Here is a 25,627-nt window from a genome sequence, read left to right as displayed (position 1 = left end):
ATCGGCTTCAGCGCTGGATTCAGCGCTGGATCAGGTACTCGTGCGAGGCCAGCGCGAACAGCACGGCCGCGCGCACGCGGTTCTGGTGGCTGGTCGCGTCATGGCCGCGAACATCGGCCATGGTGTCGAGCAGGGTCTGGCGCAGGCCGGCGCTCATGCCGCCTGCGAACAGGCGCAGATCGAGCTGGTCGACGACGCCCTCGAGATCGCCGCGTCCTGCCAGCTCGGCCAGCGCGTCATAGCGCGCGCTCACATCGGCGCCCGAGCCGGTCCAGCCCAGGCCGGCGCCGCTCATGTGCAGCGCCAGATTGGCCCAGGTCGCGGTCGAGGTCTCGCTGACCAGCTGGAACTCCGGCAGCGTGCGGCTCTGCGCCCCCATCGTCGTGCCGGCGGGCACATGACCGGGCCGGAAGTAGCCGAAGACCGAGGGCGACATCATCACCCGCTGTCCGGTGGCATCCATCTGGGTGTCGATGCGGAACTGGCCGGTCTGCGAGCGTGCCTCGAAGGCGCGCATCCACTGCGTCACCCGCAGCACCGGCTCGCGCAGCTTGTGGCCGGTGCTGGCCGCCGGCAGGCTGCGGGCCTCCGGGTCGAGCAGGATGGCGCGCACCACCGCGCCCAGATCGCCGCGCACGCCCCGGCCGTTGTTGGCGAAGACCGCGGCGATGCGGCCCACATAGGCCGGACTGGGGTCGCTGCGCACCAGGCGCTGGATCAGCTGCCGGCCGATGAAGGGGCCGACGTTCGGATGGTTGAACAGGGTGTCGAGCGCGATCTTCAGGTCGCTGGCGGCGCTGCCACCGGCCGCGATGCTGCGCTCCCAGGGCTTGCCGGCGAACAGGCGCTTCTCCAGCTGCGAGTGCTGGCCGGGATAGGCCTTCATGCGCTGCAGGTCGATGCGCCGGTCGGCGGCCGGGCTGTAGTCGGGCCAGCCGGCGCGCAGCTTCGTCTCGGTCAGCTCGCTGTCCGGGAAGGCCCAGCCGTAGCCGGTGAAGACCCGCGCCAGCGCCATCACGTCGGCATTGCCGTAAGTCTCGACCGGGCGCCCGCTGGCGTCGGTCACCACGCTGCCGTCCGGGCGCAGCTCGTGCAGGCCGATGGTGAAGAGCTGCATCAGCTCGCGGGCGAAGTTCTCGTCGGGCAGTCGGCCGCGGGTCGGGTCTTCCTTGAGATTGCGCATGTGCGACAGGTACAGGCCCATCGCTGGCGACAGCGCCATCTCCTCGAGCAGATCGCGGAAGTTGCCGAAGGCATGCTGGTTCAGCAGGTCGAGGTAGCGGGCGTAGGCGCGGGCATGCAGCCACAGGCTGTCGTCATGCTGCGAGATCATGAAGATCTGGTGCAGCGCGAAGGCGGTGCGTGCGCGCAGCTGGTCCGGCGCCTGGCTGGCATGGCGCCAGAAATGGTGTCCGACCTGGTGCGGGTGGTACTGCGCGCCGCGCGGCCGGTGTTCCGGGCCGAGGTCGTAGCGGGCCTGGACCGCGCCGACGAAGTCGGCGGAGGCCGGCAAGGCCAGCTGCCGGTCGATCCAGGCTGGCAGCCCGGTGGCGGCGAGCTGCTCGATCTCGCCGGGCAGGGCGCCGAAGCTGGCCTGCTGAAGCAGCCGCGCTGCCTGCTGGCGCTGCAGGCGGGCGGTGGTGGCCAGCGGGGTGTAGGTTTCCGGCCAGGTGATGCGCAGCGCGCCATCCCAGGGCAGATCGCTGCGGCCGGCCGACACCTCCCGGCCGTCGAAGGCCAGCGCACCGGCGCCGCGGTCATAGACCGACTGCAGCGGGCCGGGCTGGAAGCGGGTCGTGCCCTGACCGACCGAGGCGATGAAAAGATTGCGGTCCTCGCCGGCGGCTGCCGCGTCGTTGTCGAAGACGATCTCCAGCGTCGTGCCGCTGGCGAGCAGTGCCGGCACGGTGAAGGCATGGTCGCGCCAGTCGGTGTGGTCGACCGCGACGGTGCCGAGCGGCTGGCCATTCAGCCGCACCGTCATGCGCGGGCCGACCCCGCGCACCAGCGAGCCGCGCACCCGCAGCACCAGCGGTGCCGTGCGTGACAGCAGCGTGACGCCTTGCGGGACCAGGTTCGACGCGGCAGACAGCGTGGTGATCTGCTGTGCTCGCCCGCCAGCGGTCGCGCCCCCCAGCAGCAGGGCGCCGATCAGCAGCGCAAGAGAGGTTTTCATGGACCGCGATGCTAGGTTCGGCATGATTCGGGCAGAGGGTCGAGGCGTCTGAACCCCCCGGAACGAGGCCGGGGATCCATCACGCTTATCGACCTGCGCGCGGGCAGTCTGAGCGTTTCGTGATCGGGGTCACGTTCTTTCAGATCTGCGCGCTCTGCCCGGCCGCACCTGCAGCCGGCCGGGACCGGGCTCAGCCCGTCACGCTGCTGCGGATCAGGTGATCGAAGGCGCCCAGCGAGGCCTTCGCGCCTTCGCCCATCGCGATGATGATCTGCTTGTAGGGCACGGTGGTCACGTCGCCGGCGGCGAACACGCCCGGCACCGAGGTCTGGCCGTGGCTGTCGACGATGACCTCGCCGCGCGGGCTCAGCTCGACCGTGCCCTTGAGCCAGTCGCTGTTGGGCAGCAGGCCGATCTGCACGAAGATGCCCTCCAGGTCGACACGGCGCAGCTCGCCGCTGTTGCGGTCCTTGTACGACAGGCCGTTGACCTTCTGGCCGTCGCCGTGCACCTCGGTGGTCTGCGCCGACATCAGGATGGTGACGTTGGGCAGGCTGCGCAGCTTGGTCTGCAGCACCGCGTCGGCACGCAGCTTCGAGTCGAACTCGATCAGCGTCACATGCGCCACGATGCCGGCCAGGTCGATCGCCGCCTCGACGCCCGAGTTGCCGCCGCCGATCACCGCCACGCGCTTGCCCTTGAACAGCGGGCCGTCGCAGTGCGGGCAGTAGGCCACGCCCTTGTTGCGGTACTCGGCTTCGCCGGGCACGTTCATCGAGCGCCAGCGCGCGCCCGTCGAGATGATCACGCTCTTGCTGCGCAGGCTGGCGCCATTCTCCAGCTTGACCTCGATCAGGCCGCCCGGCGTGGCCGCCGGCACCAGGGCGGTGGCGCGCTGCAGGTTCATGATGTCGACGTCGTAGTCCTTGACGTGCTGCTCGAGCGCTGCGGCCAGCTTCGGCCCTTCGGTCTCCTTGACCGAGATGAAGTTCTCGATGCCCAGCGTGTCGAGCACCTGACCGCCGAAGCGCTCGGCCGCGACACCGGTGCGGATGCCCTTGCGGGCGGCATAGATCGCCGCGGCCGCGCCGGCCGGGCCGCCACCGACCACCAGCACGTCGAACGCTTCCTTGCCGGCGAGCTTCTTCGCCTCGCGGTCGGCCGCGCCGGTGTCGATCTTGGCGAGGATCTCGCCCAGCTCCATGCGGCCACTGGCGAACAGCTCGCCGTTGAGGAACACGCAGGGCACGCCCATGATCTGGCGCGACTCCACCTCGGCCTGGAACATCGAGCCCTCGACCGTGGTGTGGCGGATCTTCGGGTTCAGCGCCGCCATCAGGTTGATCGCCTGCACCACGTCCGGGCAGTTGTGGCAGGTCAGGGACATGTAGGTCTCGAAGACCAGTTCCTGCGCCGGGTCGAGCGCCTTGATCTGCTCGATCAGGTCGGCCTCGACCTTGGCCGGATAGCCGCTGGTCTGCAGCAGGGCCAGGATCAGCGAGGTGAACTCGTGGCCCATCGGCAGCCCGGCGAAGCGCACGCCGGTGTTCTGGCCGACCTGGCTGATCTGGAAGGAGGGCAGGCGCTCGCCGGCCGTGGCGCCGCTGCGCACGGCGAACTTGCCCGCCGGCGCGACCGAGGCGATGTCGGCCACCAGTTCGAGCATCTGGCGCGAGTTCTCACCCTCGTCGGCGAAGGTGACGATCTCGATCGGCTGCACCAGGCGCTCGAGGTAGCCCTTCAGTGCGGTCTTGAGGTTGCTGTCCAGCATGGTGGGTGCTCCTTGAGAGGGGTGGGGTGTGGGGTACAGGCGTGTCAGGCCGGAAGGGCTGTGCTCATTCGAGCTCAGTCCTTCGGGTCCGGGGCTGAGAAAGATCAGGGGTCAGCGTCCCGGGCAGACGAGGATGAAAGGGTCGGCAGGAATCCGCCGGGTCTGCCCGGTCCGCGCCGCCGCGGGGGAAAGGCGGCGGCGGGGTCCGACCGGCGGCGGGGCCGGTCGACGGGGCAGATCGTCAGATCTTGCCGACCAGGTCCAGCGACGGAGCCAGGGTGGCGGCGCCTTCCTTCCACTTGGCCGGGCAGACCTGGCCGGGGTTGGCGGCGGTGAACTGGGCGGCCTTCAGCTTGCGCAGGGTCTCCGACACGTCACGGGCGATCTCGTTGGAGTGCACTTCCGCGGTCTTGATCACGCCTTCCGGGTTGATCACGAAGGTGCCGCGCAGCGCCAGGCCTTCTTCCGGGATGTGCACGCCGAAGGCGTTGGTCAGCGTGTGGGTCGGGTCGCCGACCAGCGGGAACTTGGCCTTGCCGACCGCCGGCGAGGTCTCGTGCCACACCTTGTGCGAGAAGTGGGTGTCGGTGGTGACGATGTAGACCTCGGCGCCGGCGGCCTGGAAGGCAGCGTAGTTGTCGGCGGCGTCCTCGATCTCGGTCGGGCAGTTGAAGGTGAAGGCCGCCGGCATGAAGATCAGGACCGACCACTTGCCCTTCAGGCTTTCTTCGCTCACCTCGATGAACTCGCCCTTGCCGGCGCGGTTGACGAAGGCGGTGGTCTTGAACGGCTGGACCGGGGTGTTGATCAGGGACATGAATCGCGCTCCTCGAGCTGGGTTGGTGAATCGTCGCTTGGGTGTCCGGACGCTGCGGAGGTCTCCCTCTCGGGCGGGCCTTGCAGCGTCGACGGAGTGAATCTTAGGCCCGACATGCCGCATAGTGCCAATTGACTGTTTTTTTGTTTCATATAGCCATTTGCTATTTAATTCGGCGGACGACTTTTCGCCATTAATGGGAATGATTATCATGACTGCATGAACCATGACGACAACCTGCGCATTCACGGCCTGAAGGCGACGCTGCCGCGGATGAAGGTGCTCGACGTGCTGCGCGAGGAGCGCGCGCATCTGAGCGCCGACGAGATCCATCGCCGCCTGCTGCTCCAGGGGGAGGACATCGGTCTGGCCACCGTCTATCGGGTGCTGGGCCAGCTCGAGCAGGTCGGCATCGTGCGCCGCAATGTGTTCGATGCCGGGCGGGCGGTTTACGAGATCGAGCATGGCGGTCATCACGACCACCTGGTGTGCGTGCACTGCGGCCGGGTCGAGGAGTTCTTCGATCCGCAGATCGAGGCGCTTCAGCATGAGGTGGCGCGCAGCCGTGGCTTCTCGCTGGTGGAACACCGGCTGGCGATGTTCGGCATCTGCGGCGATTGCGGCAGCACGCCGGGGCGGCCGGGCAGTCAGACCGTGCGCCGCCGTCCGGGCAGCAGTGGATCGATGGGGTGAGATTTTTCTTGCGTATAAGAATCGTTCTCATTAATATCTATCCATGATCACTTCCGCACTCCCTCAGCCGGTGTCCAACGAACGTGCCGATGTCCGCATCCTGGCGGTCTCGGGTGTCGGCGCGGCCCCGTCACCGGCGCCGCGCCTGTCGAGCCGCGATCTGCTCGGCCTGGCCCGCGAGGTCGAGATCGAGCATGAGGGCATGCTGTACCGGCTGCGTGTCACCGCGCTGGGCAAGCTGATCCTGACGAAGTGAACGTGACAGCCTGATCGGCTCGGCGACGAGGTCGCCGGCCTGACGAATGAGGGTGGCAGAACGGTCCTGGCGGTCCGCCTGCCTTTTGTGTGCGCTAGCCAGCCTGCCATCAGGGAACCCGGCCGGGTTCCTGCCAGCCCGCGCTTTTTTCTTCCGATGCATCCTGTTGTCGGTCCGAGGAGTCGCGATGGAAAGAGGGCCTGAGGAGGTGGTGCTGCGCGCGGTGCGGCTGCCTGAGGGCATGTCCGGGCTGTTCGACCGGATCGAGGCCTTCGGTCCGGCCCGACTGGGCTGCGGCGATGCGAGCTGCCGCATCGAGGTCGATGCGCGGTGGCGCCGGGTGCCGGCGCCGGCACGACGGCTGGCCCTGGTGGCGGCGGACGCGCCGCAGCACTCGCCCGCCCGGCTCGAGGCGGACCCGCGGCACTGGGCCCGGGGCTTTGCGCTCGAGATTCTCTCGCCGCGCGGTGCCGTCTGGCGCCGGCTGCAGTTCCATGATGCGCGAGGGCAGACGGTGCTGACGCTGGAATGGCGCGCGCCCGTGCCGCCCCTGGCCTGGGAGCGTCTGCTGGCCTGCGGCACCGAAGGCCTGGCCTGGGCGGCGCCGACGGGCTTCGAGGCGCTCCCCGCCGCGAGGGGCGATGTCGATCCGGCCTGGCGCCAGGGCTGCGACATCGAGGCTCTGCATCAGATCCTGCACGAGGCCCGGCAGCAGCGGCTGGCGCTGCAGGCCGAGGTGGGCGGCGAGGCGGCCCGGCTGCAGGTCGGCTTCATGCCGGAGCAGGTTGCGCTGTGCATGCGCCGGCGGCGGCTGACCGTGCAGGGCGAGGCGCTGGTCTGGCAGCTCGACGAGATGCGGCTGGCTGGCCTGGAGCTGGTCGGCCATGCCAGCGCCCGGGGGCTGCACCAGCGACTGGAGCTGGGCGGGCCCGGTGGCGAGCGGCTGGCGCGGCTCGGTCCGGCGGGAAGCGCCGACCGGGGCGATCCCTGTGGCTGGCGCCTGGCGCTGCAGCAGGTGCTGAGCTGAACTGAAACGCAGGAGTGATTCGATGTGCCAGACCTCCTCTTCCACGCCGTTGAGCGATCTGATCCGCCGTGGCTTCACGGCGGCCGATGACGCCGCCGGCTCCGACCTGGCCCGTGCGGTCGCCCGCCAGGTCGAGGCCAGAGCCGGCGTGGCCACGCAACCGGCGCCGGTCGAGCGCTCGTCGCGGCGCCGGCGGCTCTGGGAGCTGCCGCGCAATGTCTTCTGCCCGGTGCTGGGCACCTGCCTGACGATCGACCGGCTGCGCCGGCTGACGGTGGCGGTCCTCCCCGATTGCGCTGCGGCGGACGACTACGAGCTGCACTGCCGCGCCATCGCCGAGAGCGCGCGCCGCAGCGAGCTGGCCGAGCGACTGCAGCGCGAGCTCGATGCCCGCTTCGAGCGGGCGCTGCGTCAGGCGCGTGCCCTCAAGGGCACGGCAGCGCTGGTCGCGCACTGGCGTCAGGCCTGCGCGGGCAGCGAGGTGGCCGCGGCGCTGTGGGTCACGCTGACCCATCCCGACTGCGACGCCGCGCTCGAGGAGCAGGTGCAGCGCGACATCCACATGCTGCAGCACCAGGCCGGCGTGGGCGTGCGTGCCGATGTGCAGCGCCTGGACGCGCTGCAGCGCGAGAACGGCACGCTGGGCCGCGAGCTGGCGGCTGCGCAGCAGCGCACCACCCAGATGCTGGCCGAGAAGTCAGCGCAGATCGAGCGCCAGCAGGCCGAGCTGGTGCGGCTGCGCGCGCGGCTGATCACCTGCGACACCACCGTCGACGAGCTGCGTGCCCAGGTCGCGCAGCTCGAGGAGGCGTCGCCCGCGCTGCGCAGCCGTCAGGCGATGGCGCGCCAGATCGAGCAGCAGCAGGCGCGCATCCGCGAGCTGGAAATGCGGCTGCAGGACAGCCGCCGCCAGCTGCAGGCGCAGCGGCCGGTCGAACGGGTCGAGGCGGTGCGTCCGCCGCACGTGTCGGTGCCGGACACGCCGGTGACCGCCGCGCAGGCCGCAGAGATCGCCGGCGAGGATCTGCGCGACAAGGCGGTGCTCTGCGTGGGCGGGCGCACCGCCAGCGTGCCGGTCTACCGGCAGCTGGTGGAGGTGCGCGGTGCGCGCTTCCTGCACCACGACGGTGGCGAGGAGGATGCCGCCGGCCAGCTCGACGCGCATCTGGCTGCGGCCGATCTGGTGATCTGCCAGGCCGGCTGCATCAGCCACAACGCCTACTGGCGGGTAAAGGACCATTGCCGGCGCACCGGCAAGCAGTGCGTCTTCGTCGAGCGACCGAGCGCCAGCGGCCTGGTGCGCGGGCTGGAGCAGGCCAGCTCGGCGGCAGCCGCCGCGGCTCAGGTGCCGCCGAACTGAGTCGGCAGCGTCGAGCTGTCGGGTGTGGCGGGTGCCGGTGCGGCCGTGTGCTGGCGCCGGTCGCGCCACTGCATCAGCCGGCCCAGCAGCCGGCCGCTCCAGTCGGGCGCGGTCAGCGTCAGGTGGTCGACCTCGGCCAGCTCGGGCTTCCACAGGTGGGCCCAGGGTGGGTTGGTGACCAGGCTGAGCCGGTCGAGAGCCGGGTCGGCGCAGGTGCGCTCGATGATGCGCATCATCAGCAGATGGCCGGGCGCGATCGCCGAGAAGGCCTCGTCGTAGCCGATCTTCAGCAGGTTGAGCTGCCGCCCGCCCCGCAGCGCGAACTGGGCCGCGACGGTGCGGCCGTCGAGCGTCAGCCGATGGATGCGGCACTCGCCCCGCGCGCCGAAGTCGCGCACCAGCGCGCGGTAGAAGCCGACCCGCCGCGCGTCATCGCGAATCGCCGAGCCGCTGCGGCCCTTCCAGCCGGAGGCCTCGATGTCGAGAAAATGCGTCAGCGCCTCCTCCAGCGCCGCAGGCGTGTCGGCCACCTCCAGCGCGACCTGGCCCTGGCTGTCGGCACGACGACCGAGCCGGCGCAGGTTCTGCCGGAAGGAGCGCTGCACCCGCGCCAGCGCCTGTTCGGTGTCGCCGCTGCAGTCCAGCCAGGCCGATTCGCTGCGGTGCACCCGGCGCAGGGTGCTGCCGGCGGGCAGGGCCTCGGTGGCCGGAGCCAGCTCGTGGATCACCGCCGGCAGCTGCAGCGCGCTGCAGCGCAGCGTGCGCTGCGTGGCCAGCGCCTGCAGCATTGCCGGCCAGCGCGCGGGGCCGCCGGCCAGTTCGGCCAGCACCATGTGCGGGCCCTGGATCATCGTCCACTGCGGCAGCAGCCGTGCCAGCGGGCAGGCGTGCGGCTCCACAGGCAGCACCGCGACCAGTTCGCCGTGGTGGCGCAGCGCCAGCAGCTGCAGACGGTCCGGCTCGGTGCAGATCGATTCCAGCCAGGCGCCGATCCAGTCCGGATGCTGGAACGGGCTGGCCTGCGCCGGCATCTGCGTCTCGACCAGCCGCTTCCACTCCGGCGCGAGCTGCGCGAAGCCGCTGCGGCCTTGCAGGATCTCCAGTCCGTTGCGGGTCGACGAGGCGGTGTTCAGGGGCGTGGGCATGGTGGGCGGGAACGGCATGGGGGAAGGGCACCTGTGCGCAGCATGCACCGATCCGGCCGCAATCTTTTCACGACTGATTCTTGTTATCAACATTTTTGGGCGAGCTGTGATCTGACGCACGGGCAGAGATCTCAAGTTCTTTGATTGCCCTCGTTTGTTGCATCCTGGCGACGCTCTTGACCTTCTGAGGGTCTGCAAACTGACAAGATCAAGAAGATGCGCCATGTAAATAATAAGAATCGTTATCATTAATGTACTGACGATGACACCCAGCTGCGAGCCAGGCAGATCGTCGTCGCATTGCGCTCTCTCTCCCAACGATTCCACTGCATCAGGACTCCGACATGGCTCGCCGTCGTTCTCGCTCCGCTGCTGCCGCAGCTGCTCCCGCAACCCGTTCGTCGCTGGCCCAGGCGCTGCCGCTGGGCGCGCTGGCCGCCGGCTTCGGTCTGGCTTGTCTGGCCCCGCAGGTGCTGGCCCAGCAGGCGCCTGCCGCTGCCGCCGAGCCGGCCGCCGCCGAGGTCTCGACGCTGCGCAAGATCACCGTCAAGGGCAAGAAGGACGAGGAGCGCGGCAAGGACAGCCTGCAGGCCACCACCACCACCATCGGCAAGGGCAAGCAGGAACTGCGCGACGTGGCGCAGTCGGTCACCGTGGTCACCGAGAAGCTGATCGACGACCGCAACCTCGACACGATGAAGGACGTGCTGAAGAACACCGCCGGCATCAGCTTCCTGGCGGCCGAAGGCGGCGAGGAAGACATCCGCCTGCGCGGCTTCCCGCTGCAGTCGACCGGCGATGTCTTCGTCGACGGCATGCGCGATCCGGCCTTCTACGACCGCGACACCTTCTTCCATGACCGCATCGAGGTGCTGCGCGGTTCGGCGTCGATGCTGTTCGGCCGCGGCTCGACCGGCGGCGCGGTCAACCAGGTCACCAAGACCCCGCGCCTGATCAACGAGAACCAGGTCGACGTGACGGTCGGCAACCATCAGTACCTGCGGGTGGTCGGCGACTTCAACATCCGCACCAGCGACAGCTCGGCGCTGCGCCTGGGCGTGATGGACACCAAGGCCGACAACAACGGCGCCGGCTCGTCGATCAACAAGACCGGTCTGGCGGGCACCTACCGCTGGGGCATCGGCGAGCGTGACGAGTTCTCGCTGTCCTTCTATCACCTGGACAACGACAACGGCATGAACTACGGCCTGCCGTGGATCCGCCCGACCGCGACCTCGGACGTCAGCACGACCACGCTGCTGCCGGTCGACCCCAGCGCCTACTTCGGCATGAACAGCGACCGCAACCAGGGCGAGGCCACCACCGTCGGCTTCAGCCATCTGCACCGCTTCTCGCCGACGATGGAGCTCAGCACCAAGGTGCGCATCGGCGACTATGACCGCAACCAGCGCGCCAGCACGGTCCGCTTTGCCGCAGCCACCCTGCAACCCGGCGGCGCGGCGGCCAGCCTGGCCAACTTCAGCAGCGCGACGGTGCTGACCCGTGGCACCCAGCTGAAGGTCCAGAACGTGCGCAATCTGTATGCGCAGACCGACTTCAGCGGCAAGTTCGACGGCCTGGGCGTCAAGCACGAGGTGATGGCCGGGGCCGACTATGCCGTCGAGCGCAAGAAGGTCTATGCGCAGGTGACCGCCGCCCAGGGCGGCGTGGTGCCGACCAAGGCCACCACCACGGTCGGCGCCGACAGCGGCAGCGGCTGGGTCGACGAGAGCCTGCGCAGCTTCCGCACCGGCAACGAGTACACCTCGCGCGGCGTGGGCTTCTACGCGCAGGACCTGGTGCAGGTCGCGCCGATGTGGAAGGTGCTGGTCGGCGGTCGCTACGACCGTCTGGACGGCGACTACGACATCTACACCGTGCCGACCGCCTCGCTGAACCCGGTCACCACCACCAGCTACAAGATGGAAGTCTCGGAGTGGAGCAAGCGCGCCGGCGTGATCTTCCAGCCGAGCGAGCGCATGTCCTTCCACCTGTCGGGCGCGACCTCGTTCAACACCTCGGGCGATGCCTACTCGCTGAGCGCGGGCAATGCCGACGTGCCGCCGGAGCAGTCGATCAACGCCGAGCTGGGCGGCTACCTGACCTCGGCCGACGGCAACTTCACCGGCCGCTTCGCGATCTTCCGCACCACCAAGCTGCATGAGCGCAACACCGATCCGGACAGCGCGCTGGTGACGCTCTCGGGCAAGCGCCATGTCGCCGGCCTGGAGATCGACCTGTCGGGCCGCCTGACGCCGTCGTGGGAAGTCTTCGGCTCCTACATGTGGCTGCCGGTGGCCAACATCGACGCCGGCGTGGCCGGCTCGGAAGGCCAGGGCACCCGTCCGTCGCTGACGCCCAAGCACAGCGGCACCTTCTGGACCACCTACCAGCTCACCCCGAAGGTGCGCGTCGGTGGCGGCCTGAACGCCCGCAGCAGCATGACGCCGAATCGCAACCCCGGCTGGGCCGCGCCGAAGTACATCACCGGCGACCTGATGGCCGAGTACAAGGTCAGCGAGGACTTCACCGTCAAGGCCAACGTCAGCAACGTGACCAACAAGCTGTACGCGGAATCGCTGTACTCCGGCCACTACGTGCCGGGTGCCGGCCGCCTGATCCAGGTCACCGGCTCGCTGAAGTTCTGATCGGAAAGGGCCCGGCACCATGCTGATCCGCATTCCCGCCGTGCTCGACGCCGCGGCACTCGCGCAGGCCCGGCGCCTGCTGGCCGATGCGCCGTGGACGGACGGGGCGGTCAGCGCCGGTGCCCAGGCCCTGACGGTCAAGAACAACGAGCAGCTGCCGGTCGGCAGCGAGGTGGCGCAGGCGCTGCAGGGGCTGATCCTGTCGGCGCTCGATCGCCACCCGCTGTTCTTCTCGGCGACGCTGCCCAAGCGGGTCTTCCCGCCGATGTTCAACCGCTACGGCGGACGGACCAACACCTACGGCGCCCATGTCGACAACGCGGTGCGCTATGTGCCGCCGCGCGGCGGCCTGCCGCCCGAGCGGGTGCGCACCGACATCAGCTGCACGCTCTTCCTGGCCGATCCGGCCGACTACGACGGCGGCGAGCTGGTGATCGACGACACCTATGGCGAGCAGCGCGTCAAGCTGGCCGCCGGCGACCTGGTCGTCTATCCCGGCACCAGCGTGCACCGGGTCGAGCCGGTCACGCGCGGTCACCGCGTCGCCAGCTTCTTCTGGGTCGAGAGCATGGTGCGCAGCGACGAGCAGCGCCGCCTGCTGCACGACATGGACCGCTTTCTGATGCACCTGCGCAGCACCGTCGGCGAGACCGATCCCGGCGTGGTCGGGCTGACCGGCTCGTACCACAACCTGCTGCGCCTGTGGGCTGACACCTGAACGATGGACACCACTGCACCTCTTTCGCCGGCACCGCTGCCGCCGCTGCGCCTGGGCGGCGCCTCGCCCGACGCGCTGGGCCCGGGCGCGCGCCGCGTGCTGGTCGGCTCGATGCTGGGCGCTCATCTGCTGGCGGGCTGGGCCCTGCTGCAGGTGCCGGCGGTGCGCGAGGCCGCGGCCGAGGTGGCGCCGATGATGGTCGATCTGATCGCACCGACGCCCGAGGCCCCGAAACCGCCGCCGCCGCCCCAGCCGCGCCCGAAGACCCCGCCGCCGCCGCCCGCGCCGGTGCTGGCGGCCAAGCCGCCGCCGGTGCCGGTGCCGCAGCCGGCCTTCGTCGCGCCGCCGCCGCCGGCCGAGCCGCCGCCGCTGCCCGCGCCCGAGGCGCCCCCGGTGCCGCCCGCACCGCCGGCTCCCCCGGCCCCGCCGGCGCCGCCGACGCCGCCCGCACCCGCACCGGCCGCGCCGCGCACCGTGGTGCTGACCGACAGCGACTGGGTGCGCGTGCCCGAGATCGAGTACCCGCTGGCCTCGCGCCGCCTCAAGGAGGAGGGCACCGTGATCGTGCGCGCATTGATCGACACCCGCGGCACGCCGAAGCAGGTGGCGCTGCAGCGCTCCTCCGGCCATGCCCGCCTCGACCAGGCGGCGCTGCGTGCGGCGATGGGCGCGCGGGTCAAGCCGCGCACCGAGAACGGCGTGCCCTTCGAGTTCTGGATCGCGATGCCGCTGGCCTTCGAGCTGGAGTGAGCGCGCGGCCCGAACGCCCGAGAACACACACGAATCGAACGAACAGACTGAAACGGAAGCTCTGATGAACCCGTCCACGACCGATACCGCGGCTTCGGCCGCCACCCAGGCGATCGCCCAGACCGCCGCCGCCGGCCAGGCCATGGGCTTCGGCCACTTCATCGCCCAGGCCGACTTCGTCGGCAAGGCGCTGCTGGGCGTGCTGGTGCTGATGTCGGTGGCCTCCTGGGCCCTGATCATCATCAAGGGCCTGTCGCAGTTCATCCGCCGCCGCCGCAGCGAGAAGTTCCTGAACTTCTTCTGGAACGCCCGCTCGCTCGACGAGGTGGATGCCGAGATCCGCGCCCACGGCGTGCAGGATCCCTTCGGCCATCTGGCGGCCCATGCGATCCACGCCCAGGCCCACCACGCCAAGTACGGCGCGGCCAAGCTGCAGGAGGCCGGCACCGGCCAGGAATTTGTCACCCGCACCATCAAGAAGGTGCTCGACGAGGAGACCACCCGGCTGGAGAACGGCCTGACGCTGCTGGCCACCGTCGGCGCCACCGCCCCCTTCGTGGGCCTGTTCGGCACCGTCTGGGGCGTCTACCACGCGCTGCTGGCCATCGGCATGAGCGGTGCGGGCACGCTGGACAAGGTCGCCGGCCCGGTCGGCGAGGCGCTGATCATGACCGGCATCGGTCTGGCGGTGGCGATTCCGGCAGTCATCGCCTACAACGCCTTCAACCGCGGCAACCGGGTGCTCAACGCCAAGCTCGACGCCTTTGCCTTCGAGCTGCTGACCTTCCTGTCGACCGGCTCGACGCTGGCCGACAACGGCCGCGACCGTTCTGCCGAGGCCGGCGCCGTGCGTCCGCTGCGTCCGGCCGCGGCCTGATCGCGCTGACTTCGGAGAACCTCCATGGCCTTCGCCAGTTTCGACCGTCAGTCCTCCGGCGCCCCGGTGTCGGAGATCAACATGGTGCCGCTGATCGACGTGATGCTTGTGCTGCTGGTGATCTTCATCGTCACCGCGCCGCTGCTGACGCATTCCGTCAAGCTGCAGCTGCCGCAGGCCACCAGCCAGGAAAACCTGCCGGTGCCCGACAAGATCGATTTCGCCATCGATGCCGAGGGCCAGCGCTACTGGAACGGCGAGCGCGTCAGCCGCGAGGACGCAGCCGCGCGCTTCCAGGCCGAAGGCCTCAAGCCGGTGCAGCCTGAGGTCCACCTGCGCGCCGACCAGGATGTGCCTTACCGCCATGTCGCGCAGACGCTGGCCGATGCGTCCAAGGCCGGGCTGAGCAAGGTCGGCTTCGTCAGCCAGCCCGACCAGTGACGCCGCTGCCGGTGATGCTGCCGGTCGCCTTGCCCGACTACGCCGCCGCGGCGGCCGAGCGGCTCGACGCGCAGGCCCGCGCCTATTTCGACGGCGGCGCGGCCGACGAGCTGACGCTCGCGGCCAATCTGCAGGCCTGGCGGCAGATCGGGCTGCAGTCGCGCGTGCTGCGCCCGATGGCCGGCGCGCACACCCGCGTCGAGCTGCTCGGGCGCACGCTGGCGCATCCGGTGCTGCTCGCGCCGGTGGCCTATCAGCGCCTGGCGCATCCGGATGGCGAGATCGCCACCGCGCAGGCGGCGGCCGCGCTGCAGGCCGGCATGGTGCTGAGCACCCAGTCGAGCGTGCCGGTCGAGACGGTGGCGCACATCGTTCGCCGCGATCCAGAGTCCGGGCCGCTGTGGTTCCAGGTCTACATCCAGCCGGACCGCGACTTCACGCTGGCGCTGGTGCGCCGTGCCGAAGCGGCCGGCTGCGAGGCGCTGGTGCTGACGGTGGACGCGCCCGTCAGCGGCGCGCGCGACCGCGAGCGCCGCGCCGGCTTCCGGCTGCCGCCGGGCGTGCGCGCGGTGCATCTGGAGGGCCTGCGCCTGCCGCCGGCACCGGCGCTCCGGCCGGGCCAGAGCGCGCTCTTCGACGGCCTGCTGGCCGACATGCCGACCTGGGACGACGTGGCCTGGCTGGTCGGCCAGACCCGGCTGCCGGTGCTGCTCAAGGGCATCACGCACCCGGACGACGCCGGGCTGGCGCGCCAGGTCGGCGCGGCCGGCCTGATCGTCTCCAACCACGGCGGGCGCACGCTCGACACCCTGCCGGCCACCGCCGAGCTGCTGCCGCGCATCGTCGCGGCGGCGGACGGGCTGCCGGTGCTGGTCGATGGCGGCATCCGCCGCGGCACCGATGTGCTCAAGGCGCTGGGCCTGGGCGCGCGCGCGGTGCTGGTGGGCCGCCCGCAGGTGCACGCGCTGGCGGTGGCCGGTGCGCAGGGCGTGGCCCACATGCTGCGCCTGCTGCGCGACGAGCTGGAGATCGCGATGGCGCTGACCGGCTGCCGCTGCCTGGCCGAGGCCGCCTCCGCGCTGTCGCCACGCCGCTGACTCGGACCCGGCTTCCCGCCGCAACGCCTTGTCAACCGACATGGATGGAAATACAGTGATCGGATGACAGTCCTGAAGACCTTCAAGCCGCGCCTCCAGGACAGGCACGCCCGCGTGCCGTGGGCGATGGCGAGCTTCGAAGGCACCGAGGTGGCATGAAAGACGGCGGATCGCAGACCTCACGTCTTTCCGGGCGGGCGCTCATCCAGCCGGGGCTGCTGGTGCTGCACGGCAACCGGCTCGAGCTGCTGCAGCAGGCGGTGTTCGCCTGGCTGGACCGCCAGCCGCTCGATCCGCTCGAGCCCGACGTGCTGCTGGTGCAGAGCAACGGCATCGCCGAGTGGATGAAGATGTCGCTGGCGCGGCGCAGCGGCGTCTGCGCGGCCTCGCGGGTGGAGCTGCCGGCGCGCTTCCTGTGGCGGCTGTACCGGGCGATGCTCGGCCGCGACGGGGCCCCGGCGCGCTCCCCCTTCGACAAGGCGCCGATGACCTGGCGGCTGATGCAGGCGCTGCCCGGCTGGGTCGAGCGGCCCGGCTTCGAGCCGCTGCGGCAGTTCCTGGAGGCGGGCGCCGCGCGCGGCGATGCGCTCGACGATCCGGTGCGCCGGCTGCAGCTCGCCGAGCGCCTGGCCGACCTGTACGACCAGTACCAGATCTACCGCGCCGACTGGCTCGACGACTGGGGCCGCGGGCGCGAGGCGCTGCGCCTGGGCGACGGCCGCGAGATGGCGCTGCCCGAGGCGCAGCGCTGGCAGGCGCGGCTGTGGCACGGCCTGCTGGCGTCGCTCGACGAGAGCGGCCGGCGCGCGGTGCGCAGCGACGTGCACCGGCGCTTCGTCGCGGCGGTCGAGGCGGGCGACGCGCCGCGCCAGCCGCTGCCGCGCCGGGTGGTGCTGTTCGGGCACAGCCATCTGCCGTGGCAGACGCTGGAGGCGCTGGTGGCCCTGTCGCAGCGCGCGCAGGTGCTGCTGGCGGTGCCCAATCCCTGCCGCTTCCACTGGGCCGACATCCTCGACGGCCGCGAGCTGCTGCGCACGCTGCGGCGGCGCCAGCCGCTGCGCGGCGGGCTGGACCTGGCCGAGATCCCGCTCGACCGCATGCATGCGCATGCGCATCCGCTGCTGGCCGCCTGGGGCCGGCAGGGGCGCGACTTCATCCGCATGCTCGACCGCTTCGACGACGCGGCCGCCGCGCAGGCGCGCTTCCAGGTGCCGCGCATCGACCTGTTCGACGAGGATCTGGACGTGGCCGACGATCCGGTGCGCGGCGTGCCGCTGCTGGTGCGGGTGCAGCGCGCGATCCGCGACGGCCTGCCGCTGCCCGAGATCGTCGAGCGCGAGGCCGCCGCGCCGCCGCTGGCCCCGGACGACCGCTCGGTCTGCTTCACGATCGCGCACAGCGCGATGCGCGAGATCGAGATCCTGCACGACCGGCTGCTGGACCTGCTGGCCGCGCCGCCCGCCGGTCCGGACGGCCGCCCCGGCGCGCCGCTGGCCCCGCGCGACATCGTCGTGATGGTGCCCGACATCGAGCCCTGGGCGCCGCTGATCCATGCCGTCTTCGGTCAGCATCAACCGGGGGACGCACGCCGCATTCCCTACGAGATCGCCGACCTGAAGCTGCGCGGGCGCCAGCCGATGCTGGTGGCGCTGGAATGGCTGCTGAAGGTCACGCGCCAGCGCTGCACCGTCGGCGAGCTGCGCGATCTGGTCGACGTGCCGGCGCTGGCGGCGCGCTTCGGGCTGCAGGACGCGGACCGCGCCACCGCCGCGCGCTGGCTCGAGGGCGCCGGCGTGCGCTGGGGGCTGGACGCGGCGCAGCGCGACGGCCTCGGCCTGGGCGCCTGCGGCGAGGTCAACAGCGGCCTGTTCGGGCTGCGGCGCATGCTGCTGGGCTATGCCCACGGCCGCCTCGACGCGCAGACGGACGACGAGGCGACGAGCGACGAGGGGAACACCTCGCCCTGGCGGCACATCGACCCCTACGACGAGGTCGGCGGCCTGGACGCCGGCATCGCCGGCTCGCTGGCCGCGCTGATCGACGCGCTGCGCCGGTGGTGGCGCGAGGCCGCCACGCCGGCCACGCCCCCGGTCTGGCAGCAGCGCGCGGTGCGGCTGCTCGAGACCTTCTTCGAGCCGGTCGACGAGACCGACCGGCTGCTGCTGGCCTCGCTGACCGAGGCGCTCGGGCGCTGGCTCGACGACTGCGAGGACGCCGGCTTTGCGCCGCTGGTGCCGCTGGAGGTGCTGCGCGAGGGCTGGCTGGCCGGCGTCGACGAGCCGAGCCTGAACAGCCGCTTCCTGGGCGGCGGCGTCGTGTTCTGCACCCTGATGCCGATGCGGGCGATCCCCTTCGAGATCGTCTGCCTGCTGGGCATGAACGACGGCGACTACCCGCGCCGCGCGCCGCGCAGCGACTTCGACCTGCTGGCGCTGCCCGGCACGCAGCGCCCCGGCGACCGCGCTCGCCGCGATGACGACCGCATGCTGATGCTCGAGGCGTTGCTGGCGGCGCGCCGTGTCCTGTCGATCAGCGGGTCCGGGCGCAGCGTGCGCGACAACAGCGAGCAGCCGCCCTCGGTGCTGGTGGCGCAGCTGCGCGATCACCTCGACGCCGGCTGGGGCGCGGGCCTGTCGGCGCGGCTGACGACCGAGCACCCGCTGCAGCCCTTCAGCCGGCGCTACTTCGAGGCGGAGCGGCCCGATGACGCGGCGCCCGGCACCTGGGCGCGCGAGTGGCGCCAGGCCCATGCCGACGCGCAGGCCGGCGCCGCGCTGCCCGGGCCGGCGCTGACCACTGCCGCTGCGGCCCCGGTCCGCGACGACGAGCCGCTGACGCTGGCGCGGCTGGAGCGCTTCCTGCGCAATCCGGTGCAGCACCATTTCCGCGAGCGTCTGGATGTCGAGTTTCCGCCGCTGGCGGTGCAGGCCGCCGACGACGAGCCGCTGGCGCTGGGCGCGCTCGACGAGACGCTGTTGCTGCGCGAGCTGCTCGACCAGGACCGCGGCCTGGAGGCTGGCGCGCCGATGACGCTGGCGGCCTGCCGGGCCGAGCTGCTGCGGCGCACCGCGCGGCTGGCGCGCCGCGGCGAGCTGCCGCTGGCCGGGCTGGGCGAGCTGTGGCGGCTGCGCTTCGCGCGCCAGAGCGCGCCGGTCTGGCGCGAGTGGCAGCGCGCGCGCCACCGCTGGTCCGAGCCGGTGCGGCCGCTGCAGCTGGCGGTGCAGCACCAGGATCTGCGCATCGACGACTGGCTCGACGCGCTGCGGCGCGAGCCCGGCGCGCCGGCCGAGGCGCCGCCGCTGTGGCTGGCGATCGAGGCGCGCCGGCTGTGCCGCCCGATGCCGTCCGGCCCGGACAAGGGCGCGCTGGCGCCGCAGGCCGACAAGCTGCTGCGGCCGTGGCTGCGGATGGTGCTGGCGGCCGCCTGCGGTCATGCGGTCGAGGGCCGGCTGATCGGCCGCGATGCGGTGCTGCGGCTGCAGCCGCCGTCGGCGCAGGCCGCCCGCGAGGCGGTCGAGGCGCTGCTGTCGGGCTGGAGCCGGCAGCGCCAGGCGCCGCTGCCGGCGGCGCTGCGCACCTCGCTGGCCTGGCTGAAGGGTCTGGACGAGGAACGCGCCGACGAGCGCGCCCGCGCCGCCTTCGAGGGCGCTCAGGGCGCCCGCGCGCTGCCCGGCGAGGGCGAGGAACCGGCGCTGGCGCGGGTCTTTCCCGACTGGGAGACGCTGCGCGAGGCGCCGGACTTCGAGGGCTGGACGCTGGCGCTCTACGGGCCGCTGCACGCCTGGGTGCGCGACGGCGGCGTGACGGTCGAGCCGCTGGGCGACGCCGAGGGCGGCGACGAGGACGAAGGCGCCGGCCTGGCCGGTGCGGAGGACGCGGCATGAGCGAGCGGCTCGATCCGCTGACCCTGCCGCTGCGCGGCTCGCGCCTGATCGAGGCCAGCGCCGGCACCGGCAAGACCTGGACCATCGCGGCGCTCTACCTGCGCCTGGTGCTCGGCCATGGCGACCACGGCACCCGCGAGCCGCGTGCGCTGCTGCCGGCGCAGATCCTGGTGATGACCTTCACCCGGGCGGCGACCCGCGAGCTGTCCTCGCGCATTCGCGAGCGGCTGATCGAGGCGGCGCGGCTGTTCCGTGATCCCGCAGCGCTGGCGGCCAGCGGCGACGCCTTCGTGCAGGCGCTGGCGGCCGACTGCGCCGACGAGGCGGCCCGCTCGCGCGCCGCGCACCGGCTCGCGCTGGCGGCCGAGGGCATGGACGAGGCGGCGGTGCACACCATCGACGCCTGGTGCCAGCGCACGCTGCGCGAGCATGCCTTCGACAGCGGCAGCCTGTTCACCGAGGAGCTGGTCGCCGACGAGGCCGAGCTGCTGCAGCAGGCGGTGCTCGATGTCTGGCGCCGCGAGGTCTATCCGCTGCCGATGGCCGCGCTGGAGCTGCTGCACCGCCAGTGGCCCGATGCCGAGGCGATGGGCCGCCAGACCCGGCCGCTGCTGATGCACGAGGAGCTGCTCGGCGCCGAGGACGGCGCGCAGGCGCTGCCCGACTGGCTGCCCGGCTGGGTCGAGACGCGCCGCGCGCGGCTGCTGGCGCTCAAGGCCGGCTGGGTCGAGCGCGCCGAGGCGATGTTCACCTGGATCTTTCGCCAGCAGAACGGACCGAAGCCGCCGTTCAACGGCGTCAAGGTCAATCCGAAGTCGCTCGAGAAATGGCATGCCCAGATCGTCGCCTGGGCCGAGGATGCGCTGGCCGAGCGGCTGGTGCTGCAGCCCGACACCGGCGCGCGGCGCCTGACGCCCGACGGCCTGCGCGAGGCGCTGAAGAAGAACCAGGACTGCGGCGAGATTCCGGCCGCCTTTGCCGAGTTCGAGGCGCTGCAGGCCGAGCTGGCGGCGCTGGAGCCGCCGGGCCCGCGCCTGCTGCGCCATGCGGCGCGGCGCATCGCGCAGCGGCTCGAGCAGCTCAAGCGCGCCTCGGCGCAGTTCGGCTTCGCCGACCTGCAGCGCCGGCTCGAGCAGGCGCTGGCGGGCGAGGCCGGCCCGCGGCTGCGCGAGGGCATCCTGGCGCAGTACCCGGTGGCGCTGATCGACGAGTTCCAGGACACCTCGCCGCTGCAGTACCGGCTGTTCGACCGGCTCTACCGGGTGGCCGACGACGATCCGGCCACCGCGCTGCTGATGATCGGCGACCCGAAGCAGTCGATCTACCGCTTCCGCGGCGCTGACATCTACAGCTACCTGGCGGTGCGCCGCGCCACCGCCGGCCGCCACCACGCGCTGGGCACCAACTACCGCTCGACGCAGGCGCTGGTCGGCGCGGTCAACGCGGTCTTCCTGCAGGCCGAGCAGCGCCGGCCCGGCGAGGCCTTTGCCTTCGGCACCTTGGCCGAACCGGCCGAACCGGGCGCCGGCCGCGAGGCCACGCTGCCCTTCGAGGCGGTCGACGCCAAGGGCCGAAGCGAGACGCTCGGCCGCGGCGACACCGCGCTGGCGGCGCTGCAGATCGAGTGGCTGCCGACGCCGCTGCCGGCCGAGGAGCTGCGCGAGACGCTGGCGCGCCGCGCGGCCGAGCGCATCGTCGACTGGCTCGACGACGCGAGCCTGGGCTTTTGCCGCCCCGGCGGCGAGGCGCGCCGCCTGGCGCCGGGCGACATCGCGGTGCTGGTGCGCAACCGCCGCGAGGCCGAGGCGGTGCGCCGCGCGCTGCGCCGGGCCGGCGTGGCCTCGGTCTATTTGTCTGACCAGGATGCCGTCTTCGACACCGCCGAGGCGCGCGACCTGCTGCGCTGGCTGCAGGCGGTGGCCGAGCCGCAGGACACCCGGCTGGCGCGCGCGGCCTTCGCCACCGCGACGGTCGGGCTGTCGCTCGACGAGCTGGCGCGGCTGGTGCACGACGATGTCGCCTGGGACGCGCGGCTGGCGCTGCTGGCGCAGCTGCGCCGCATCTGGCAGCGCCAGGGCGCCCTGACGCTGGTGCGCCAGACACTGCACCTGCTGGACCTGCCGGCGCGCTGGCTGGCCGGCCAGGAGGTGGCCGACGGCGAGCGGCGCCTGACCAACCTGCTGCACCTGGGCGAGCTGCTGCAGTCGGCCAGCAGCCGGCTGGAGGGCGAGCAGGCGCAGATCCGCTGGCTGGCCGAGCAGATCTCGGGCCTGGGCCGCGGCGGCGCCCAGGCCGGCAGCGACGAGCGGGTGGTGCGGCTGGAGAGCGACGCCGAGCTGGTGCAGGTCGTCACGGTGCACAAGTCCAAGGGCCTGGAATATCCGGTGGTGGTGATGCCCTTCGCGGCGTCGGCGCGGCCGGTGAAGAAGGGCGACGCGCTGTTCGTCGAGCGGGTCGATGCCCAGGGCCGGCGCCGGCTGGACTTCGCGCCCGACGACGAGGCGCTGGCCGAGGCCGAGCGCGAGCGCCTGCGCGAGGACCTGCGGCTGTTCTATGTCGCGCTGACCCGGCCGCGCCATCTGCTGTGGTTGGGCGTCGGCCTGGTGCGCAGGCCACGTTCGCAGGACGAGCATCTGCTGCACCAGAGCGCACTCGGCCACCTGCTCGGCGGCGGCGCCGCGATGACGGTCGACCAGGTCGGACAGGCGCTGCAGGCGCTGTGCGCGTTCCGGCCGCCCGATCCGTTCGTGGCCGGTGCGATCGAGGTGACGCCGCTGCGGCCGGTGACGCAGCGCCCGCAGCTGCAGCGCCGCGCGCCGGCGCATCCGCTGGCCGAGCCGCCGGTCTACCGCGCCGCCTTCGACCGCGACTGGGCGGTCGGCAGCTTCACCGCGCTGGTGCGCGACCTGAAGGAGGCGACGGCGTCGCCGCTGCCCGGGGCCGATGCCGATGCCGAGATCGATGCCGAGGTCTGGGACCGCTCCGGCCTGCCGGCGCTGCTGGCCGATCCGCGTCGCCAGGAGCAGGTGCGCGAGGAATGGGCGGTGCAGCCGATGGGCGATGCGGGCGTCGAGCTGGCGACCGAGGCCGAGGCGGCCTGGCACCGCTTCCCGCGCGGCGCGCTGCCGGGCAACTTCCTGCACGAGCTGCTGCAGCTGCTGGCGCAGGAGGGCTTCGACCGTCGCGCCGAGCCCGCGGTGCGCCGGATGGCCGAGCGGCGCTGCGATCGGGCCTGCCACGGCGAGCGCACCGACGAGGTGCTGGACTGGATGGATGCGGTGCTGTCGGCGCCGCTGCCGCCGCTGGGCGGCGCCGCGCTGGAGCAGGTCGACGCGCTGCTGCCGGAAATGGAGTTCTGGATGCCGAGCCGGCAGCTCGACAGCGCCGCCTTCGACCGGCTGTGCCGCCAGGCGCTGCTGCCCGGACGCGAGCGCCCGGCGCTGGTGCCGCGCCAGCTCGACGGCATGATGATGGGCTTTGTCGACCTGGTCTTCGAGCACGACGGGCGCTGGTGGGTGATCGACTACAAGTCCAATCACCTCGGCGACCGTGATGCCGACTACGACCGCACCACGCTGGAACGCGCGGTGCTCGAGCACCGCTACGAGCTGCAGTCGGTGCTCTATCTGCTGGCGCTGCACCGGCTGCTCGGGCGCCGGCTCGGGGCGGACTACGACCCGGATGTTCATCTCGGCGGCGCGATCTGCCTGTTCCTGCGCGGCATTCGCGGGCCTGAGCGCGGCTGCGTGCTGCTGCGCCCGCCGACGGCGCTGCTGCGGGCGCTCGACCGGGCGCTGGGCGTGCACGAGGAGGGCCGCACATGATCCGATCGACGCCCGATTTTTCCGCCGATCCCGCCCAGGCCGATCTGTTCGCGCTGTTCGACCCGCCTGCGGGGGTTCCGGACGTGGCCGAGCTGCTGGCGCTGCTCGACGACTGGTGCGCCCAGGGCTGGCTGCGCCGGCTCGATGTCGCGCTGGCGCGCTGGCTGGCCGATGAATGCCCGCAGGCGCCGGTGGCGGCGCTGCTGGCCGCCGCCCTGCTCGCGCAGCGCGAGGGCCGTGGCCACACCTGCATCGAGCTGACCGAGCTGCTGGCGCAGCGCCGCCCCGGTGCGGCCGCACGCGCCGACGACGAGGGCTGGCTCGACGGCCCGGCCACGGCGCAGCAGGCGCTGGCGGCGCTGCTGCAGCGCCTGCCGGGCGCGCTGGCCGACTGGATGGCGGCGCTGCGCGACAGCGGTGCGGTCGACACCGCCTCGGCTCGGCGGCCGGGCGCGCCGCTGCGGCTGGAGGACGACGGCCGGCTCTACCTGCGCCGCCACTGGCGCGACGAACAGGCAGTGGCGCAGGCGGTGCGCGAGCGCATGCGTCCGGCCGCCCAGGACGATCCCACCGGCTGGCCCGCACCCGATCCGGCCGAGGTGCGCCGCTGGCTGGACCGGCTGTTCGCCCCGCGTGATCCGAAGGATGGGCCCGACTGGCAGCGCATCGCCTGCGCGGTGGCGCTGCGCGGTCGGCTGGCGCTGATCACCGGCGGGCCCGGCACCGGCAAGACCTACACCGTCGCGCGGCTGCTGGCGCTGGGCTACGCGCTGCATCCGGCGCCGCGCACGCTGCGCATTGCGCTGGCCGCGCCCACCGGCAAGGCCGCGGCGCGGCTGAAGCAGTCGATCGACCTGGCGCTGCAGCAGCTCGGCCAGGCGCTGCCGGGCGTGCTCGACTGGGCCGACCTGGGCGAGCGCCTGCGCGAGGCCACCACGCTGCACCGGCTGCTGGGCGCGCGGCCCGACACCCGCACGCTGCGCCACGACGCGCGCCATCCGCTCGAGGTCGACCTGCTGGTGGTCGATGAGGCCTCGATGGTGCATCTGGAAATGATGGCCGCGCTGCTGGCGGCGCTGCCGGCCTCGGCGCGGCTGGTGCTGCTGGGCGACCGCGACCAGCTGGCCTCGGTCGAGGCCGGCGCGGTGCTGGGCGACTTCTGCCGCGGCGCGGTGCATGGGCACTACGACGCCGACAGTGCCCGCTGGATCGCCGACTGCACCGGCCAGGTGCTGCCGCCGGCGATGTGCCTGCCGGCCTCGCGCACGCAGGACGGGGCCACGCCGCCGCTGGTGCTGGCGCAGCAGACGGTGATGCTGCGCGAGAGCCGGCGCTTCGGCGGCGCGATCGGCCGGCTGGCGCTGGCGGTCAACGACAACGATGTCGGTCGCGCCGCGCAGGTGCTGCGCGAGCGCGACGACGCGGTCGCGCGGCTGACGCTGCCCGAGGGCGCGACCGAATCGGCTGCGCTGGCGCAGGTGGTGGCGCTGGCGCTCGACGGCCGCCCCGGCGCACTGCTCGGCTATGCCGCCTGTCTGGACATGCTGCGTGCCGGGCCGGACGGGCCGGGCGAGGCCGCCCACCAGCGCTGGGTGGTCGGCGTGCTGCGTGCCTTCGACCGCTTCCGGCTGCTGTGTGCGCTGCGCGAGGGCGCCTGGGGCGTGGCGGGCCTGAACGCGCTGATCGAAGCGCGGGCGCGCGCGCGCTGGCGCCTGCCCGCCGGCGAGTGGTATGCCGGCCGGCCGGTCATGGTCACCCGCAACGACCCGGCGCTGGGCGTGCACAACGGCGATGTCGGCATCGCGCTGCCCTCGGCCGACGGGCGCAGCCTGCGGGTCTGGTTCGTCGACGGCGACGATCTGCCGCCGCGTTCGGTGATGGCCAGCCGGCTCTCGCGGGTCGAGACCGCCTTCGCGATGACGGTGCACAAGTCGCAGGGCTCGGAGTTCGCGCATGTGGCGCTGGTGCTGCCGCCGCAGATGAACCCGGTGCTGAGCTGCGAGCTGGTCTACACCGGCATCACCCGTGCGAAGGACGCCTTCACGCTGGTGGCGCCCGACCGCAGCGTCTGGGCGCGTGCGCTGCAGCGGCGCACCCGGCGCGCCAGCGGGCTGCCGGGGTTGCTGAGCGGCTGAGCCTCTGA

At 72.2% G+C, this 25,627-nt stretch carries 17 protein-coding genes; 13 read left to right on the top strand and 4 right to left on the bottom strand.

The window, feature by feature from the left end; genetic code table 11:
• Positions 1-19 precede the first annotated feature (19 nt).
• The 3 genes from BW996_RS06540 to ahpC form a co-directional block, all read right to left on the bottom strand.
• On the bottom strand, positions 20-2,176 hold the full coding sequence (locus BW996_RS06540) for a DUF1800 family protein (RefSeq protein ID WP_051631609.1): 2,157 nt from the start codon (positions 2,174-2,176) through the stop codon (positions 20-22).
• Between the two features lie 190 nt (positions 2,177-2,366).
• Positions 2,367-3,947: an alkyl hydroperoxide reductase subunit F gene (gene ahpF, locus BW996_RS06530; protein WP_037478793.1), complete on the bottom strand. Its 1,581-nt coding sequence runs from the start codon at positions 3,945-3,947 to the stop codon at positions 2,367-2,369.
• A gap of 241 nt (positions 3,948-4,188) precedes the next feature.
• On the bottom strand, positions 4,189-4,764 hold the full coding sequence (gene ahpC, locus BW996_RS06525; protein ID WP_037478796.1) for an alkyl hydroperoxide reductase subunit C: 576 nt from the start codon (positions 4,762-4,764) through the stop codon (positions 4,189-4,191).
• A 219-nt stretch (positions 4,765-4,983) separates the two neighbouring features.
• On the opposite strand from ahpC, the gene fur reads away from it, so the two are divergent.
• From fur to BW996_RS06505, 4 genes are all read left to right on the top strand, one after another.
• Positions 4,984-5,457, top strand: coding sequence for a ferric iron uptake transcriptional regulator (fur, locus tag BW996_RS06520; protein ID WP_051631610.1), 474 nt, complete (start codon positions 4,984-4,986; stop codon positions 5,455-5,457).
• A gap of 70 nt (positions 5,458-5,527) precedes the next feature.
• Positions 5,528-5,713 carry a hemin uptake protein HemP gene (hemP, locus tag BW996_RS06515; protein ID WP_037478799.1) on the top strand — a complete coding sequence of 62 codons (186 nt, stop codon included), beginning with the start codon at positions 5,528-5,530 and terminating at the stop codon, positions 5,711-5,713.
• A 187-nt stretch (positions 5,714-5,900) separates the two neighbouring features.
• Positions 5,901-6,740 (top strand): ChuX/HutX family heme-like substrate-binding protein, encoded by an 840-nt coding sequence (locus tag BW996_RS06510; RefSeq protein ID WP_139330779.1) that lies wholly within the window; start codon positions 5,901-5,903, stop codon positions 6,738-6,740.
• Positions 6,741-6,789: 49 nt separating this feature from the next.
• Positions 6,790-8,100 (top strand): DUF2325 domain-containing protein, encoded by a 1,311-nt coding sequence (locus tag BW996_RS06505; RefSeq protein ID WP_051631611.1) that lies wholly within the window; start codon positions 6,790-6,792, stop codon positions 8,098-8,100.
• Here BW996_RS06505 and BW996_RS06500 read toward each other — a convergent pair.
• Positions 8,082-9,245 carry a GNAT family N-acetyltransferase gene (locus BW996_RS06500; protein ID WP_162177950.1) on the bottom strand — a complete coding sequence of 388 codons (1,164 nt, stop codon included), beginning with the start codon at positions 9,243-9,245 and terminating at the stop codon, positions 8,082-8,084. The genes BW996_RS06505 and BW996_RS06500 overlap by 19 nt on opposite strands.
• 344 nt (positions 9,246-9,589) lie before the next feature.
• Here BW996_RS06500 and BW996_RS06495 point away from each other — a divergent pair, with 344 nt between their 5' ends.
• The 9 genes from BW996_RS06495 to recD all read left to right on the top strand — a co-directional run bounded on the left by BW996_RS06495 (position 9,590) and on the right by recD (position 25,619).
• Complete coding sequence (locus BW996_RS06495) at positions 9,590-11,893, top strand: TonB-dependent receptor (RefSeq protein ID WP_081837970.1); 2,304 nt, start codon at positions 9,590-9,592, stop codon at positions 11,891-11,893.
• A gap of 19 nt (positions 11,894-11,912) precedes the next feature.
• Complete coding sequence (locus BW996_RS06490) at positions 11,913-12,611, top strand: Fe2+-dependent dioxygenase (RefSeq protein ID WP_037478803.1); 699 nt, start codon at positions 11,913-11,915, stop codon at positions 12,609-12,611.
• Between the two features lie 3 nt (positions 12,612-12,614).
• Complete coding sequence (locus tag BW996_RS06485) at positions 12,615-13,361, top strand: energy transducer TonB (protein WP_083701034.1); 747 nt, start codon at positions 12,615-12,617, stop codon at positions 13,359-13,361.
• A 64-nt stretch (positions 13,362-13,425) separates the two neighbouring features.
• Complete coding sequence (locus BW996_RS06480; RefSeq protein ID WP_081838272.1) at positions 13,426-14,238, top strand: MotA/TolQ/ExbB proton channel family protein; 813 nt, start codon at positions 13,426-13,428, stop codon at positions 14,236-14,238.
• Between the two features lie 24 nt (positions 14,239-14,262).
• Positions 14,263-14,679: an ExbD/TolR family protein gene (locus BW996_RS06475; protein WP_037484990.1), complete on the top strand. Its 417-nt coding sequence runs from the start codon at positions 14,263-14,265 to the stop codon at positions 14,677-14,679.
• 14 nt (positions 14,680-14,693) lie between these two features.
• On the top strand, positions 14,694-15,776 hold the full coding sequence (locus BW996_RS06470; RefSeq protein ID WP_037484997.1) for an alpha-hydroxy acid oxidase: 1,083 nt from the start codon (positions 14,694-14,696) through the stop codon (positions 15,774-15,776).
• Positions 15,777-15,931: 155 nt separating this feature from the next.
• A complete protein-coding gene (recC, locus tag BW996_RS06465; RefSeq protein WP_076458782.1) occupies positions 15,932-19,660 on the top strand; it encodes an exodeoxyribonuclease V subunit gamma in 3,729 nt (1,242 codons plus the stop codon).
• Positions 19,657-23,484, top strand: a complete 3,828-nt coding sequence (recB, locus tag BW996_RS06460; protein WP_037483835.1) for an exodeoxyribonuclease V subunit beta — start codon at positions 19,657-19,659, stop codon at positions 23,482-23,484. Before recC ends, recB begins: the two co-directional genes overlap by 4 nt.
• The gene (gene recD / locus BW996_RS06455; protein ID WP_051632112.1) at positions 23,481-25,619 is read left to right on the top strand and encodes an exodeoxyribonuclease V subunit alpha; all 2,139 of its coding nucleotides are present in this window, start codon (positions 23,481-23,483) and stop codon (positions 25,617-25,619) included. Before recB ends, recD begins: the two co-directional genes overlap by 4 nt.
• Positions 25,620-25,627: the final 8 nt, after the last annotated feature.

Origin of the sequence: Sphaerotilus natans (assembly GCF_900156335.1) — a bacterium.
Taxonomy (GTDB): domain Bacteria; phylum Pseudomonadota; class Gammaproteobacteria; order Burkholderiales; family Burkholderiaceae_C; genus Sphaerotilus; species Sphaerotilus natans.
Note: the sequence above shows the minus strand (reverse complement) of the source record. Positions and strands in the feature narration are given on the sequence as shown.

Coding starts and splice junctions, on each gene's coding strand:
- recB (WP_037483835.1), top strand. CDS start 19,657: ATGAGCGAGCGGCTCGATCCGCTGACCCTGCCGCTGCGCGGCTCGCGC.
- BW996_RS06495 (WP_081837970.1), top strand. CDS start 9,590: ATGGCTCGCCGTCGTTCTCGCTCCGCTGCTGCCGCAGCTGCTCCCGCA.
- ahpF (WP_037478793.1), bottom strand. CDS start 3,947: ATGCTGGACAGCAACCTCAAGACCGCACTGAAGGGCTACCTCGAGCGC.
- fur (WP_051631610.1), top strand. CDS start 4,984: ATGAACCATGACGACAACCTGCGCATTCACGGCCTGAAGGCGACGCTG.
- BW996_RS06480 (WP_081838272.1), top strand. CDS start 13,426: ATGAACCCGTCCACGACCGATACCGCGGCTTCGGCCGCCACCCAGGCG.
- BW996_RS06540 (WP_051631609.1), bottom strand. CDS start 2,176: ATGAAAACCTCTCTTGCGCTGCTGATCGGCGCCCTGCTGCTGGGGGGC.
- ahpC (WP_037478796.1), bottom strand. CDS start 4,764: ATGTCCCTGATCAACACCCCGGTCCAGCCGTTCAAGACCACCGCCTTC.
- BW996_RS06510 (WP_139330779.1), top strand. CDS start 5,901: ATGGAAAGAGGGCCTGAGGAGGTGGTGCTGCGCGCGGTGCGGCTGCCT.
- recC (WP_076458782.1), top strand. CDS start 15,932: ATGAAAGACGGCGGATCGCAGACCTCACGTCTTTCCGGGCGGGCGCTC.
- BW996_RS06490 (WP_037478803.1), top strand. CDS start 11,913: ATGCTGATCCGCATTCCCGCCGTGCTCGACGCCGCGGCACTCGCGCAG.
- BW996_RS06470 (WP_037484997.1), top strand. CDS start 14,694: ATGCTGCCGGTCGCCTTGCCCGACTACGCCGCCGCGGCGGCCGAGCGG.
- BW996_RS06475 (WP_037484990.1), top strand. CDS start 14,263: ATGGCCTTCGCCAGTTTCGACCGTCAGTCCTCCGGCGCCCCGGTGTCG.
- recD (WP_051632112.1), top strand. CDS start 23,481: ATGATCCGATCGACGCCCGATTTTTCCGCCGATCCCGCCCAGGCCGAT.
- BW996_RS06500 (WP_162177950.1), bottom strand. CDS start 9,245: ATGCCCACGCCCCTGAACACCGCCTCGTCGACCCGCAACGGACTGGAG.
- BW996_RS06485 (WP_083701034.1), top strand. CDS start 12,615: ATGGACACCACTGCACCTCTTTCGCCGGCACCGCTGCCGCCGCTGCGC.